The sequence below is a fragment of the Pseudoduganella umbonata genome, from assembly GCF_014192225.1.
GTDB lineage: Bacteria > Pseudomonadota > Gammaproteobacteria > Burkholderiales > Burkholderiaceae_D > Rugamonas > Rugamonas umbonata.
On record NZ_JACHXS010000001.1, the window covers coordinates 205,246 to 219,629 of the forward strand.

The following is a 14,384-nucleotide window of genomic DNA, read 5'->3' on the forward strand; positions in this document are numbered from 1 at the left end:
CCAGTGGAATAATCATGAACCGCCATCGGAACGACAGGCATGGACATTGACCCGGGCGACCTGCTGCTGTTTGCCCGCATCGTTGAAACGGGCAGCTTCAGCCAGGCCGCCGAGCGCACCGGCTTGCCGAAGTCGACCGTGTCGCGGCGGCTGTCGCTGCTGGAAGCCCGGCTGGGCGAGCGGCTGCTGCAGCGGACCACGCGCCGCCTGGTACTGACCGAATTCGGCTCCAGCCTGCTCGAGCATGCGCGCAAGGTGGCCGAGGAAACGGCGGCCGCGGGCGCGCTGGCACAGCACCGGCAGGGTGCGCCGAATGGCTTGCTGAAAGTGTCGATGCCGGCCGATTTCGCCAATGAAGTGATGGGCAGCCTGCTGCCGGCATTCATGGCGAAGTACCCGGCGGTATCGCTGCAGTTCGACCTGTCGCCGCGGCGCGTCGACCTGGTGGCCGAAGGCTTCGATCTCGCCGTGCGGATGGGCGCGCTGCCGGACGACGCCACGCTGGCGGCCCGGCCCGTCGTGCTCAGCACGTGGTCACTGTACGCGTCGCCGTCGTACACGGTGCTGCGCGGGCTGCCGTCGCATCCGGACGAGCTGTTCAGGCACGATCTGCTGGGGCTGTCGCGCAGCGCCTCCGGCCTGGCGCAGTGGACGCTGTTGCGGGGCAAGGCCCAGTGGGAGCGCGAAGTACCGGTCCGCATGACCGGCAATTCCCCGGAATTGCTGGCCCGGCTCGCCGCCGCCGGCGCCGGCATCGCCAGCTGCACCGACCGCTACGCCGCACCATTGGTGGCCGCCGGCGCGCTGGTGAAGGTATTACCCGAGTGGAGTTTCCCGGCCGTGACCGGCTACGCGGTCTTCCCGGGCCGGCGGCTGATGCCGGCAAAGACGCGTGCCTTCCTCGACATGCTGGAAGCGCACCACGACACCACCCAGAAAAAATAGGGACGGACCCTGATGCTGTTCAGTTAACGAAATTTAATGCTTTCGGCAGCGCCTGCGTTTTAGTGTCGGACACCGGCCTCTTGGTGTCGGACACTGGTTTTTGGCGACAATCCATGATGTTCGCGCATGAAAACCGGTGTCCGACACGCAGAAACCCGTGTCCGACACCAGGACGCTGCCGCCGCTGGCCGCGTCGGAAAGATTCGATCAGGGAGCCAGCGCGGCCATCGGTTCGCCCAGCCGCACGGCGCCGGCCGGCTGCCAGCCGGTATTGAAGGCGAGGGTGTCTTTCGGGAACAGCATGACGACGGTGGAGCCGAGCAGGAAGCGGCCCAGTTCCGCGCCTTTGCGCAGCACGATGTGCTGGTCCAGGTACGACCATTCGCGGATGTCCGCCTGCCGCGGCGGGTTGACGACGCCATGCCACACGGTAGCCATGCTGCCGACGATCGTCGCGCCGACCAGCGTCATCACGAACGGCCCGTGTGCCGTGTCGAACACGCACACCACGCGCTCGTTGCGCGCAAACAGGCCGGGAATGCCGCGCGCGGTCGTCGGATTCACGGAAAACAGGCTGCCGGGGATGTAGATCATCCGCGTCAGCTTGCCGTCGCACGGCATGTGGATGCGGTGGTAATCGCGCGGCGACAGGTACAGGTTGGCAAAGCTGCCATGCCGGAACAGGTCGGCCAGCGCGCGGTCGCCTCCCACCAGCGCCGTCGTCGTGAAACTGTGGCCCTTGGCCTGGAAGATCTGGTCGTCCTCGATCGCGCCGAACTGGCTGATGCGACCATCGACGGGGCAGACGAACGGCACGTCGGCAATCGGGCGTACGCCGGGTTTCAGCGCGCGGGTAAAGAACTCATTGAAGCTGTGATAACTGGCGATATCGGAATTTTCCGCTTCCGCCATATTCACATCGTATTTACCGACGAACCAGCGTATCAGCCGCGTCGTCATCGCCCCGCCTTTCGCTCCGGCCACGCGGCCGGCGAAATTGGTCAATGCCCCCTTTGGGAGCAGGTACTGCGGGAGGACGGCGAGACGGTCGGACACGATATGGATTTCCTGGCATGCGCATGGGTTGGATCAGCGCGCATTATAGCCGCGCATGCCAGGCCAATGGCGCGGGAATCATTTGGAAATATTTCTGGCCGGGTAACACACACAAGTGAATTTTAGGCAAAATAGCGCTACCACGCCCATTTTATCTCCCATTCCTTTCTAATAAAACGTTTTCCCATGCGTTCGCCAAAAACCGCTCCTCCATTCAAGCTGGCTGTGCTGGCCGCCGCCGTCTTTGCCGCATTGCCCGCCTTTGCCGATATTGTCCAAACCGTGCCGGAGATCAGCGAACAGCGCACGCAACAGGAGCCGCAGCAACAGGAGCCGCAGCAACAGGAGCCGCGAAAGCCGGCCGAACCGATGCAGACGGTGCAGATCAAGGGCTCCGCCGCAGCCTACGATCCGCGCCGCGACGATACCGCCAGCAAGGTGGTCGTGTCGACAGAAGAAATCCAGCGCTATGGCGATACCGCGATCACCGATGTCTTCAAGCGTATTCCTGGCGTCACCGTCGGCGGTGCGGGCCGGGGCGGCGGCGATGTCCGCATGCGCGGCCTGGGCAATGGCTATACGCAGATCCTGCTGAACGGCGAACGCGCGCCGGCCGGTTTCTCGATCGACACGCTGTCGCCGGACGTCATCGAACGCATCGAGATCGTGCGCGCCGCCAGTGCCGAATTTTCCACCCAGTCGATTGCCGGCACGATCAATATCGTACTGAAGCGGGCCGTCAAGACGGCGCAGCGCGAGATCAAGCTCAGCGCGGCCAAGAGCGCGGACCAGAACAGTCCGAGCGGCAGCCTGCAACTGTCGGACAGGGACGGCGCGCTGTCGTATTCGCTGAGCGGGAATTTCTGGCGCGGCACCTACGATCGCGTGTCGCCGGTGGAGGAGACGCTGGTCGATCCGGCCGGCGAGCTGCGCATGGTGCGCCACACGCGCCAGCAGGACGGCGGCCGCTGGGAAGGCATGAACCTGGCGCCGCGCCTGAACTGGAACCTGGGCGACGGCGACACGCTGACGTCGCAGACCTTCGTCAACTTCAACCGCAACCGCTATCACGGCTACCAGGAGATAGATACCGAACTGGGTACGCCGCCGCGCTTCGACGTGCGCGACATGTACAACAGCAACCGCAGCCTGTTCGCCCGCACCGACCTGAACTGGGTGAAAAGGCTGGGCGAGTCCGGCAAGCTGGACGCCAAGGCGGGCATCAGCGGCATGCGCTCGGACGGCACGTGGCACGAGCTCGACTACCGCGCCGCCGCGCTGGGGCGCGATGCGACGGTGCTCAGCGAAACGACCGAGACGGGCTTCTCGACCCAGGGCAAGTACTCGGCGCCATGGCTGGAAGACCATGCGCTGTCGATGGGCTGGGATGCCGGCATCACGCTGCGCGACGATGCGCGCAAGGAGGACGAGGCCGACCTGCCGGGCTATGTCGCGCTCGATTCCGACGAGGGCTACGAGGCCAAAGTGACACGGGTGGCGCTGTATGCGCAGGATGAATGGAACCTGACGCCGCGCTGGTCGGTCTATGCCGGCCTGCGCTGGGAAGGCATCGAAACCACCAGCGAGGGCGACAGCTTCGCGACGGTGAGCCAGACCAACAGCGTGTGGAGCCCGCTGGCGCAAACGCTGTACAAGCTGCCCGACAGCCGCGACCAGCTGCGCCTGGCGCTGACCCGCACCTACAAGGCGCCCAGTCCGAACAACCTGGTGCCGCGCCGGTTCACGTCCACCAACAACAGCCAGACCGAACCCGACCGCCGCGGCAATCCGGACCTGCAGCCCGAGCTGGCGTCCGGCATCGACGCCTCGTACGAGCATTACTGGGGCGACAACGCATTGCTGTCGGCGGCAGCGTCGATGCGCCGCATCAGCGGCTACACGCGGCAAGGCCTGTTCCTCGAGAATGGCCGCTGGCTGGCCACGCCCGTCAACGACGGCAATGCCGTGACCCGCAGTATCGAACTGGAAGCCAAGTTTCCGCTGGCGGCCGTGCTGGACGACGCGCCCGGTGTGGACCTGCGCGCCAGCGTGGCGCGCAACTGGTCGCGCGTGGACGTGGTGCCGGGGCCGGACAATCGCCTCGACCAGCAGACCCCGCTGTCGGCCACGTTCGGCGCCGATTACCGCTCGCGCGACGGCAAGCTGAGCACTGGCGCCAGCTTCGCCTTCCGCGAGGGAGGACCGGTCCGCATCGACGTCAACCAGACCGCTTACCAGAGCGTGCGGCGCGACCTCGACGTGTACGCGCTGTGGAAGTTCAACCCGCAATACCAGCTGCGTGTCGCGGTTTCCAACCTGCTTGGCCAGGATTCGCTGGGCGATTCGGCTTATCTCGACGTTAATGGCACACTGCGCCGCACCAGCATTTATCCCGGCTATGCGCAGGGCCGCGCAACGCTGGAAATGCGCTTCTGACGCTTGCCGCGGTGCCCTGAGCGGGCGCCGCGGTATTCACGTTCGCCGTATCGGCAATATTGGTTCGGCCAGGATCTGTGCGGAAAAAGCCAATGCGGCGAAAGATCAATACGGCGAACCATCCTTGTGCGTGAACCGCCAGGTGCCTTCATCGAACACGGCAGCCAGGTCGTCGCGCGGATAGATCGCCGTGTCGCCCGCTGAACGGTCGCCGATCTCCAGGAATACCGCTTCGGCCGCCGACCGGTTTTCCAGCCGGTGCGCGCGGCCACCTGCCTTGAAGCCCGCGCACATGCCCGGCGTCAGTATCATTTCCCCTTCGTCGGTAACGAGTACCGCTTCGCCAGCCAGCAGATAAATGAATTCATCCTGCGTGGTATGGCGATGCAGCAATGCGGAGATACTCCCCGGTGCCAGTGTGCAGCGGTTCACGCCGAAATTTTTCAGTTCGAATATATCGCCGAGTGGTTGCTTGACCCGGCCTGCAGTCATTTCCGCGAAGGGGGATGGCAACAGCGATGCCCTGGTGCGCGGTGCCGCGTCCGGTGCATTGATAGCGAGTGGGATGGTATTCATGGCGGTGAGATTAACTGTGGGGTTTTTATTCTCTTGTAAGCTTACACGACATTCATTGCGAATATATGTGGAATGTCGCCGCGGTCTTATGGTAAATTGGCGGGACATTGAAATCTCACAGATTGTCACACATGTTCCAGGCGGAGTCTTCGGGTGGAATTCCACGCGGAATTTCATGCGCAATCTCTGCACGGACTCTCATGCTGGCACTCTGATGCGCACTGTCGGCGCATTCTTTGCGCACTTGTTCGGCATTCGCCGCGTACTCCGCCTACGCACTGCTTGCTGACATTTTCACGCAGTTTTTTACGTACTTTTTCACTTACCAAGGATTTGAGATGACGACTTACCAGGAATACCAGGCCAAGATCGCTGAATTGCAGAAGCAGGCTGAATTGGCCCGTCGGAATGAAATTTCCGAAGCGAAGGAGCGCATCGCAACGATCATGCGTGAACACAACCTGACCCTGGCGGACCTGGGCCCGGCCGTCAAATCGACAAAGCCCGTCAAGCCGCGCGCGCCGGTACCGATGAAATACCGTGACGAAGCCACCGGCCAGACCTGGACTGGCCGTGGCCGCGCGCCGAAATGGCTGGAAGGCCGCGCAAAGGAAGAGTTCCTGATCAAGTAATAATGCCGCGAATGCCATGCCGGTAATGGGCTGGCGGGGCAGCCAGGGAATCGGGCGAGCCCTGCGAAATATCCGTCGCGCCCGGCATGGCATTGCCGTTGAATGTCGCCTGACAGACACAAATCACGGAGCGTTATCGCAGCGCTCGCGGTTTCTGGCTGAGAACGTGTTCCGAACCTGTTCCGAACTTGCTCAGAACTTGCTCCGAACCTGTTCAATTCCCAGCGATGCTCAGAATATTCCCATCCGTGTCTTTGAACCAGGCGACTTTCATCTGTTCGCCGACATGGATGTCGCCTTCCAGCCGGAGCCCCGGCATCTCGTAATGTTCGAAGGCCACGCCTTTCGCTTTCAGCGCGGTGACGATTTCATCGATTTCATCCGCTACTGTCCAGGTCGCTGAAGTCGCCTTATTGGTACCGGCATATTCCGACCGGTACACCATAATCTGCGAGCTCCCGCTCAGATAACACAGTACTTCGCCTTCCGCGTCGCCGCCGACCGGATTTTCCTGCAATCCCAGTACCTCACCGTAAAACGCACGTGCCGCCGCGATATCGCGCACGGCGATGGTCGCCATCACTTCGGTATTGGCAAGCATGATGTCCTCCATTGGTTGGCCAGTGGGGCAGGGTAGCCTGCCTGGGTCCGCAACAGCGCGCCATTGACCGTTGCCCCCGGAGTGGACGTTGCAGTTGTCGGGTGGCTAGCGAGGTGGGCGCCGCACCGGCCCGATGTATGCAAAGATGCCCCATGATTCCTCTCTTTCCGCTCAACACGGTGCTGTTTCCCGACGGCCGGCTTGCATTGCAGGTGTTCGAGGTACGCTATCTGGACATGATCAAGCGGTGTATCGCCGCGTCGGAGGAATTCGGTGTCGTGGCGCTTGCCGAGGGCGACGAGGTACGCAAGCCGGGCCAGCACGAAACCCTTGCGCCGGTCGGCACGCTGGCGCGCATCGTCGACTGGACGGTGCCGCTGCCCGGGCTGATGCACATCACCTGCCTGGGCACGCAGCGCTTCCGGGTGCTGGCGGCCGAGCAGCTGAAGCATGGGCTGTGGATGGCGGATATCGAACGCCTGCCGGACGACATGCCGGTGCCGGTGCCGGCCGAGCAGCAGGACGTGGCCAATGCACTGGGTTCGCTGATCCGTTCGCTGCAGGAGCGCGGCGTGACCACTGCGCAAATGCCGATGGGATCGCCTTACCGGCTCGATGAAAGCGGCTGGGTCGCAAATCGCTGGTGCGAATTGCTGGACCTCACTCTGCCGCAGAAGCAGTTGCTGCTGGCCCAGGAGAACCCGGTGCTCCGCCTGGAACTGGTGCAGGACACACTGGCCGACAGCGGCTACATGGACTGAGGCCCGATCGCGCTGCCCGATCCTCATCGGGTTCCGTGGCTCCACCGTGGCGCCACGGCGTGGCCCTGTGGCCGCGTGCCGCGCGCCGCTACACTGGGAGCAATGGCTGTTTCCCAGGAGTCCACCATGTACAACCCCGCCTCGTTTGCCGAAGACCGCCTCGCCGTCCAGCATGCGCTGATCCGCGCCCATCCGCTCGCCACGCTGGTCGTGGCCGGCAGCACGGCGCTGACGGCTGATCTCGTGCCGTTCCTGCTGTATCCGGACGAAGGCCCGCACGGCACGCTGCGCGCCCACGTGGCACGCGCCAATCCGCTGTGGCGCGAACTGGAAGGGGGCGCCGCGTGCCTGCTGCTGTTCCAGGGGCCGCAGGCGTACGTCAGTCCTGGCTGGTATCCCAGCAAGGCCGAGACGCACAAGGTGGTGCCGACCTGGAACTACGCGATGGTGCAGGTGCGCGGCACGGCGCGCGTGACCGATGACGGGCCGTGGCTGCAGCGCCAGCTGCGCGACCTGACGGCGGAGCAGGAGGGCGCGCTGCCGCGGCCGTGGAGCCTCGACGACGCCCCGGCCGACTTCGTGGCGGCACTGACGCGCGCCGTGGTCGGCATCGAAATCCCGATCGCGCACATCGCGGCGAAGTGGAAGGTCAGCCAGAACCGCAGCGCCGCCGACCGGGCCGGCGTGGCCGAGGGGCTGGCGGAGCGCGCGCCGGACATGGCGGCCCTGGTGCGCCAGGCTACTGGGGCGTGATCGCTTCCTCGGCTGCGTGCACGCGCACCGACCACAGCACGCCGGCGGCCAGCAGCGCGATGGCGGCGGCCTCCAGCGGCCGCGGCCACGCCTGCCGGTAGATAAAACCGTACAGCAGCGCGAACAGCGTCTCGAACAGGATCAGCTGGCCGGACAGCGTGACCGGCACGCGGCGGCTGGCGATGTTCCACAACTGGTTGCCGATCACCGACGCGCCCAGCGCCAGCAGCGCATTGCAGGTCCAGAACATTCCCCAGTCGCGTCCGGTGGCGGCACCGGCCGCGCCGGTCACATCGCCATGGTGCAGCGCCAGCGCCACCGCGGCGATGACGAGAGCGATGATGCCGGTGGCCAGGCCGTACAGCGCCGACCACTCGGCACTGCTGAAATGGGCATTGGCCTTCAGGTAGCGGGCATTGTCGACGGCGTACCAGGTCCAGCACAGCAGCGCGCCGGCCGCGCAGGCCAGGCCGGTGGCGATCTGCCATGCCGGCCGCCCGGCTTGCCCGGCATGGGCGAACACGTCGGCATTGATGCAGGCGATGCCGGCCGCCACCACCGCCAGCGGTAGCGCCAGCCGGGCCAGCGGGACGGCGCCGTGATCGTGCCGCCCCAGCAGCGTGACGGTGATCGGCAGCACGCCGATGATCAGCGATGTCGGCGCCACGCCGGCCAGTTTGACGCCGGTGGCCAGCAGCATGTAATACACGATGTTCCCGGCCAGCGCATGCCGCAGCAGCGCGGCGCAATCGCCGCGGTCGAGCCGGTGCGCCAGCCGTGACAGCTTCGCCAGCAGCAGCGCGAAGGCCATCGCGCCATACGCCGTGTAGCGGCCGAGGGCCAGTTCCAGCGGCGAGAAGGCCGCCAGCAGCGCCGGCACGATGAACACCATGCCCCACATCGCACCGGCCAGCAGCGCGCACAGTACACCAGTCCACATCCATTGTTTCCAGTTTTTAAGCTGCGACAGTGTCGCACAGAGTGCGATATCGTGGCCAGGTCAGCTATCTGCAGGAGACCACCATGACCGACAGGAAAATCATCGACGCCCTGAAGGGCGAAGCGCGGCCTTTATCGGCCGGCGAGGACTTCGACTACCTGCTCGAATCGATCGGCGACGCATCGATCGTGCTGCTCGGCGAAGCCACCCATGGCACGCGCGAGTTCTACCGGCTGCGTGCCGAGATCAGCAAAAGGCTGATCGTCGAGAAGGGCTTCGACGCGATCGCCGTCGAAGCGGACTGGCCGGATGCGTTGCGCGTATCCCGCTACGTGCAGCACGGCGGCGACGACATGACGGCCGAGGGGGCCCTGTCCGGCTACAAGCGCTTCCCCCAGTGGATGTGGCGCAACCATGAGATCGTCGACCTGGTGAACTGGCTGCGCCTGCATAACGCGCACGTCGCCAGCAGCGTGCGGCGCGTCGGCTTCTACGGGCTCGACCTGTACAGCCTGCGCCAGTCGATGGATGCCGTGATCGCCTACCTGGACAAGGAGGATCCGGAAGCTGCCGACCGCGCGCGCCAGCGCTACGGCTGCATCGACCACATGGCCGAGGACCCGCAGGAGTACGGCTACGCGACGACGTTCGGCATGAAGCCGCATTGCGAGCAGGAAGTAATGCGCCAGCTGACGGAGCTGACGCGCCAGGCCACCTTGCACATGAAGGACACAGGCGGGCAGGTGCCGGACGAACTGTTTTATGCGCAGCAGAATGCACGCGTGGCCCGCAACGCCGAAACCTATTATCGGTCGATGTTCCAGAGCAGGGACGAATCGTGGAACGTGCGCGATTCGCACATGGCGGAAACGCTGGAAGCGCTGCGCGAGCATATCAGCCAGCGCACCGGGCGACCCGGCAAGATCGTCGTGTGGGCGCATAACTCGCACCTGGGCGATGCGCGTGCCACGGAAATGGGCGAACATGGCCAGCTGAATCTGGGCCAGCTGGTGCGCGAGCGCTACCGCCCGGACGACATCTTCCTGCTCGGCTTCACGACCCATACCGGCACGGTGACCGCGGCCACCGAGTGGGACGGCCCGGCGGAACTGAAGCCGGTGGTGGCCTCGCGGCCGGACAGCGTGGAGCGGCTGATGCATGAAACGTCGATCGCCACCGGCATGGGCCAGTTCCTGCTGCCGCTACGCGGCCACGACAGCATGCTGGCCCGGCTGCCGTCGCGCTACCTGGAGCGGGCGATCGGCGTCATCTACCGTCCCGACACGGAGCGCTACAGCCACTACTTCCACGCCGACGCGGCAAGGCAGTTCGACGCGCTGGTGCACGTCGACCGCAGCACCGCGCTGCCGCCGCTGGAGCGCTCGGCATTATGGCAGCAGGACGAGATGCCGGAGACCTATCCCAGCGGCCTGTGACAAAAACGCGAAAAGCAAAACCGGTGACAGACACCGGATTTCCGGAAACATTTCAGATTAACTGGTGTCTGTCACCGGTTTTGAAGTATCAACAGGGCGAGCAAGGCGAGGTGCAGTGCGACGGTGCACCAGTACTTCGCCTGGAACGACGCCTTCGACGATTTGTGCCGCACCACCCGCTGCGCCAGCAGCGCGCCGGGCCAGCCGCCGGCCAGCCCGAGCAGCAGCAGCGTGCGCTCGGGCGTGCGGCGCCGGCCGAAACGGGCGGCACGCTTGTCGATGGCGTAGGCGAGGAAGGTGGCCACGCTGGCCAGCACATGCCAGCCGGCCAGCGCGATGGCGAGTGCCGGGTTCAGGAGCGCGGCATCAGAAATAGTTCAGGCCCAGCGCGGCCTTCACTTCGTCCGCGGTCCGTGCCGCCACTTCGCGGGCGCGCGCGGTGCCTTCCTTCAGCATCTGCATGACCTGGCCCTTGTCCTTCGCGAACTCCTCGCGCCGCGCGCGGATCGGCGCCAGCATTTCCTGCAGCACCGCTTCGAGGCGCTTCTTGACGATCGAATCGCCCAGGCCGCCGCGCACATAGTGCGCCTTCATTTCTTCCAGCGCCGCCTTGTCGGTATCGAACGCGTCCAGGTAGATGAAGGCCACGTTGCCTTCCAGGTGGCCCGGGTCCTGCACGCGCAGGTGCAGCGGGTCCGTGTACACCTTCTTCACGGCGGCGGTGATCTCGTCGGCCGAAGCGCCCAGGTTGATCGTGTTGCCCAGCGACTTGCTCATCTTGGCCTTGCCGTCGATGCCCGGCAGGCGGCCGATCTCCGGCACCAGCGCCTTGCACTCGACGAGGATGTCGCGGTTCGCGATCCTGTTGAAACGGCGCACGATCTCGTTGGTTTGCTCGATCATCGGAATCTGGTCTTCGCCGACCGGCACGATCGACGCCTTGAAGGCCGAAATGTCGGCCGCCTGCGAGGCCGGGTAGGTGAGGAAGCCGGCCGGGATATCGCGCTCGAAGCCGCGCAGCACGATTTCCGCCTTCACGGTCGGATTGCGCTCCAGGCGCGCCACGGTGACCATGTTCAGGTAATAGAACGTCAGCTCGGCCAGTTCGGGAATCTGCGACTGGATCAGGATGGTCGACTTGGCCGGGTCGATGCCCACCGCCAGGTAATCCAGCGCCACTTCGACGACGTTGCGCCGCACCTTGTCGATGTCGTCCATGTTGTCGGTCAGCGCCTGCGAGTCGGCCAGCATGATGAACTGTTCATACTCGTGCTGGTAACCGACACGGCTGCGCAGGCTGCCCACGTAGTGGCCCAGGTGCAGCGGACCGGTCGGGCGGTCGCCGGTGAGGATGACGGCAGGGGAGGCGGCGGGGGCCGGGGCGGACATTTCAGGCTGGCTCATTGCATTCCTTCGGGGTTGGCCCCTGCCCGGATGCGCCATGAAAAACGCCACCCTGGCAGAGGCGGCGTTGATAGTTACATCACATCATTTCAGTGTGGCCGCACGACGAGGGAGCGGCGCCACCAGCAAAGACCGGACAGATGCGATTGGGAAAAAGTCATCCCGCTATGGTTGCAGGTTCATGCCTGCCTGTCAAGGCAGGCACCAAGCCCGATCAATGGCGGCGCGGATTGTCCGGCCGGTCGTCATGCCGGTTCGCCACGCCGTCGTTGTCCCGGTCGCGGTCATGCTGGTTCCGGATGCCATCATTGTCCCGGTCGCGGTCGTAGCGGTTCGGTACGCCATCGCGGTCCTTGTCGCCCCGGCGGTCGCCGCGCTGCCATTCGCCGCGGGCGAACTGCCAGCGGCCATCGCGTTCCTGCCACCTCGGCGCGTTCCAGTGATAGCCGGCGCGTGCCTTCACGTACTTGCCCTTCACCCATGCATGGCGGTGGCCGGTCCAGTTCCAGTAGCCTGGCGTCCATACGTAGCCGTGGCGGGCCGCGGGTGCCGCTTCATGGCGCAGCGGCGGCGGCGCCTTGCGCACGACGACGATCTCCGTGGCGGCCATGGCCGGTGCGGCGATCGAACCCAGCGACGTGGCGAACATGGCGGCAATCAGCAGTTTCTTCATGATGTACTCCTTGTGGTGAACGTATGGCTTCATTCTGGCGGCAAGGTGTAACGGCAGTGTGCCCGCTCCCAACTTCTCTGTAAGCAATTGTTTCGTTGCCTTCATGGAAACGGCACGTTACCATCGGACTCTTTCCCGCCTGGAGAACCCGATGCCGTTGCGCCCAGCCCTCGTCCTGTCTTCGCTGCTGACTTCACTGCTGACTTCACTGCTGTCCCCGCTGTTGTCCCTGCTGCTGTCCGGCGCGCAGGCGCAGACACCGCCGATGGCGCCCGACATCGGCACGAAGTTCTCGGCGGCGGTGCCGGACGCGGACTACGTAAAACGCACGGCGATGATCCCGATGCGCGACGGCGTCAAGCTGTTCACCGTGATCGTCGTGCCGAACAGCGCGCAGGCAGGACGAAAGGCGCCGATGCTGCTGACCCGCACGCCGTACAACGCCTTTGCCCGCGCCCAGCGCAACAAGAGCCCCAGCATGCTGGCCACGCTGCCGGAGGGAGATGAAACCTTCGTCCGCGCCGGCTATATCCGCGTCTACCAGGACGTGCGCGGCAAGCACGGCTCGGAAGGCGATTATGTGATGACGCGCCCCCTGCGCGGCCCGCTGAACGGCACAAGGACCGATCACGCCACCGACGCCTGGGACACCATCGAATGGCTGGTGAAGAACGTGCCCGAGGCGAACGGCCGGGTCGGCATGCTGGGCTCGTCGTACGAAGGCTTCACGGTGCTGATGGCGCTGGCCGATCCGCACCCGGCACTGAAGGCGGCGGTGCCGATGAGTCCGATGGTGGACGGCTGGCGCGGGGACGACTGGTTCCACAACGGCGCGTTCCGCATGCCGTCGCTGGCGTTCGTGAACGCGCAGACCACCGTGCGCGGGCGCGGTGAACCGCTGGCCACCGGCGTCTACGACGATTACGACAGCATGCTGCGCGCCGGCTCGGCCGCCGGCTATGCGCGCCAGTTCGGCCTGGACAGGCTGACCTATACAAAGAAGCTGTTCGAGCACCCGGCCTACGACAGCTACTGGCAGCACCAGGCGCTGGACCGCCTGCTCGGTGCGCGCCCGCTGGCGGTGCCGACGATGATGGTGACCGGCCAGTGGGACCAGGAAGACAGCTACGGCGCCTTTGCGGTGTACGCGGCGCTCGAGCCGAAGGACACCGCCAACGACCTGAATTACCTGGTGGTGGGACCGTGGCGGCACAGCGGCGTCAATTACGAGGGCTCGTCGCTGGGCGCACTGAAATTCACCGGCGACACGGCGCTCGAATTCCGGCGCGACGTACTGCAGCCGTTCTTCGACCAGCACCTGAAGGAGGGCGCGCCGCGTGCCGATATGCCGCCGGTGCTGTCGTACCAGACCGGCAGCAACCGCTGGCAGCGGCTGCAGCACTGGCCGCTCGCCTGCGCCGGCGGCTGCCCGGCGCCCACGCAAGCCGTCTATCTGCGCGACGGTTTCAGGCTGTCCTTCTCGGCACCCGCCGGGGATGCGCAAGGTGACGCGCAGGTTGGCGGCGACTACGACGAATACGTGGCCGATCCGGCGAAACCGGTGCCGTTCGTGCCGCGCCCCGTGCGGATGGGCGATCCGGCGGTATGGCGGCCATGGCTGGTCAGCGACCAGCGCTTCGTTGCCGACCGTCCGGACGTGCTGAGCTACGTGTCCGAACCGCTGGCGGCGCCGCTGCAACTGGCCGGCGCGCCGGTGGTGAACCTGTTCGCGTCGACCTCCGGTACCGATGCCGACTGGGTCGTCAAGGTGATCGACGTCTATCCGGACGAGGTGCCGTCGCAGCCGGAACTGGGCGGCTACCAGCTGCCGCTGGCGATGGAGATCTTCCGCGGCCGCTACCGCGACAGCCTGGAAGCGCCGGCCGCCATCGTGCCCGGCAAGCCGGAGCGCTACCGCTTCGCGCTGCCGAACGTGAACCACGTGATCCAGCCCGGCCACCGGCTGATGGTGCAGATCCAGTCCAGCTGGTTCCCGCTGTACGACCGCAATCCGCAGCGCTACGTGCCCAACATTTTCTACGCGCAGCCGGCGGACTACGTCAAGGCCACCCAGCGCATCCACCGCACGCCGGCACTGCCGAGCGCCATCGAGCTGCCGGTCGTGCCGGCCGCGCGCTGAGCACCAAAGCCACGCGCCCGGTGCCCATGGG

At 65.4% G+C, this 14,384-nt stretch carries 14 protein-coding genes; 7 read left to right on the forward strand and 7 right to left on the reverse strand.

Annotation, left to right across the window (positions count from 1 at the left end; genetic code table 11):
• Nucleotides 1-39: 39 nt before the first annotated feature.
• Nucleotides 40-945 (forward strand): LysR family transcriptional regulator, encoded by a 906-nt coding sequence (locus FHS02_RS00885; RefSeq protein ID WP_137312368.1) that lies wholly within the window; start codon nucleotides 40-42, stop codon nucleotides 943-945.
• Between the two features lie 207 nt (nucleotides 946-1,152).
• Here the strand turns inward: FHS02_RS00885 and asd are convergent, their stop codons facing one another.
• Entirely contained in the window at nucleotides 1,153-2,001 is an 849-nt protein-coding gene (gene asd, locus FHS02_RS00890) for an archaetidylserine decarboxylase (protein ID WP_137312369.1), read from the reverse strand.
• Between the two features lie 186 nt (nucleotides 2,002-2,187).
• Here asd and FHS02_RS00895 point away from each other — a divergent pair, with 186 nt between their 5' ends.
• Nucleotides 2,188-4,437: a TonB-dependent receptor plug domain-containing protein gene (locus FHS02_RS00895; RefSeq protein ID WP_229422495.1), complete on the forward strand. Its 2,250-nt coding sequence runs from the start codon at nucleotides 2,188-2,190 to the stop codon at nucleotides 4,435-4,437.
• Between the two features lie 105 nt (nucleotides 4,438-4,542).
• Here the strand turns inward: FHS02_RS00895 and FHS02_RS00900 are convergent, their stop codons facing one another.
• On the reverse strand, nucleotides 4,543-5,190 hold the full coding sequence (locus FHS02_RS00900) for a cupin domain-containing protein (RefSeq protein ID WP_307722189.1): 648 nt from the start codon (nucleotides 5,188-5,190) through the stop codon (nucleotides 4,543-4,545).
• A 161-nt stretch (nucleotides 5,191-5,351) separates the two neighbouring features.
• Between FHS02_RS00900 and FHS02_RS00905 the strand changes: the two genes are divergently transcribed.
• Nucleotides 5,352-5,645, forward strand: coding sequence for an H-NS histone family protein (locus tag FHS02_RS00905; RefSeq protein WP_137312370.1), 294 nt, complete (start codon nucleotides 5,352-5,354; stop codon nucleotides 5,643-5,645).
• A 214-nt stretch (nucleotides 5,646-5,859) separates the two neighbouring features.
• Here FHS02_RS00905 and FHS02_RS00910 read toward each other — a convergent pair whose 3' ends face one another.
• Nucleotides 5,860-6,246 (reverse strand): VOC family protein, encoded by a 387-nt coding sequence (locus FHS02_RS00910; protein ID WP_137312371.1) that lies wholly within the window; start codon nucleotides 6,244-6,246, stop codon nucleotides 5,860-5,862.
• Nucleotides 6,247-6,398: 152 nt separating this feature from the next.
• Here FHS02_RS00910 and FHS02_RS00915 point away from each other — a divergent pair, with 152 nt between their 5' ends.
• On the forward strand, nucleotides 6,399-7,007 hold the full coding sequence (locus FHS02_RS00915; RefSeq protein WP_137312372.1) for an LON peptidase substrate-binding domain-containing protein: 609 nt from the start codon (nucleotides 6,399-6,401) through the stop codon (nucleotides 7,005-7,007).
• A 126-nt stretch (nucleotides 7,008-7,133) separates the two neighbouring features.
• Nucleotides 7,134-7,760 (forward strand): FMN-binding negative transcriptional regulator, encoded by a 627-nt coding sequence (locus FHS02_RS00920; RefSeq protein ID WP_137312373.1) that lies wholly within the window; start codon nucleotides 7,134-7,136, stop codon nucleotides 7,758-7,760.
• Here FHS02_RS00920 and FHS02_RS00925 read toward each other — a convergent pair.
• Nucleotides 7,747-8,700: a DMT family transporter gene (locus FHS02_RS00925; protein ID WP_137312374.1), complete on the reverse strand. Its 954-nt coding sequence runs from the start codon at nucleotides 8,698-8,700 to the stop codon at nucleotides 7,747-7,749. The genes FHS02_RS00920 and FHS02_RS00925 overlap by 14 nt on opposite strands.
• Before the next feature lie 83 nt (nucleotides 8,701-8,783).
• On the opposite strand from FHS02_RS00925, the gene FHS02_RS00930 reads away from it, so the two are divergent.
• Nucleotides 8,784-10,136 carry an erythromycin esterase family protein gene (locus FHS02_RS00930; protein WP_137312375.1) on the forward strand — a complete coding sequence of 451 codons (1,353 nt, stop codon included), beginning with the start codon at nucleotides 8,784-8,786 and terminating at the stop codon, nucleotides 10,134-10,136.
• Nucleotides 10,137-10,207: 71 nt separating this feature from the next.
• On the opposite strand, the gene FHS02_RS00935 is transcribed toward FHS02_RS00930, so the two are convergent.
• The 3 genes from FHS02_RS00935 to FHS02_RS00945 all read right to left on the reverse strand — a co-directional run bounded on the left by FHS02_RS00935 (nucleotide 10,208) and on the right by FHS02_RS00945 (nucleotide 12,213).
• Nucleotides 10,208-10,453: a DUF1294 domain-containing protein gene (locus FHS02_RS00935; RefSeq protein ID WP_229422496.1), complete on the reverse strand. Its 246-nt coding sequence runs from the start codon at nucleotides 10,451-10,453 to the stop codon at nucleotides 10,208-10,210.
• Between the two features lie 49 nt (nucleotides 10,454-10,502).
• Entirely contained in the window at nucleotides 10,503-11,540 is a 1,038-nt protein-coding gene (gene trpS / locus FHS02_RS00940) for a tryptophan--tRNA ligase (protein WP_137312377.1), read from the reverse strand.
• A gap of 214 nt (nucleotides 11,541-11,754) precedes the next feature.
• The gene (locus FHS02_RS00945; protein WP_137312378.1) at nucleotides 11,755-12,213 is read right to left on the reverse strand and encodes a YXWGXW repeat-containing protein; all 459 of its coding nucleotides are present in this window, start codon (nucleotides 12,211-12,213) and stop codon (nucleotides 11,755-11,757) included.
• 151 nt (nucleotides 12,214-12,364) lie between these two features.
• Between FHS02_RS00945 and FHS02_RS00950 the strand changes: the two genes are divergently transcribed.
• Nucleotides 12,365-14,353 carry a CocE/NonD family hydrolase gene (locus FHS02_RS00950; RefSeq protein WP_137312379.1) on the forward strand — a complete coding sequence of 663 codons (1,989 nt, stop codon included), beginning with the start codon at nucleotides 12,365-12,367 and terminating at the stop codon, nucleotides 14,351-14,353.
• Nucleotides 14,354-14,384 lie beyond the last annotated feature (31 nt).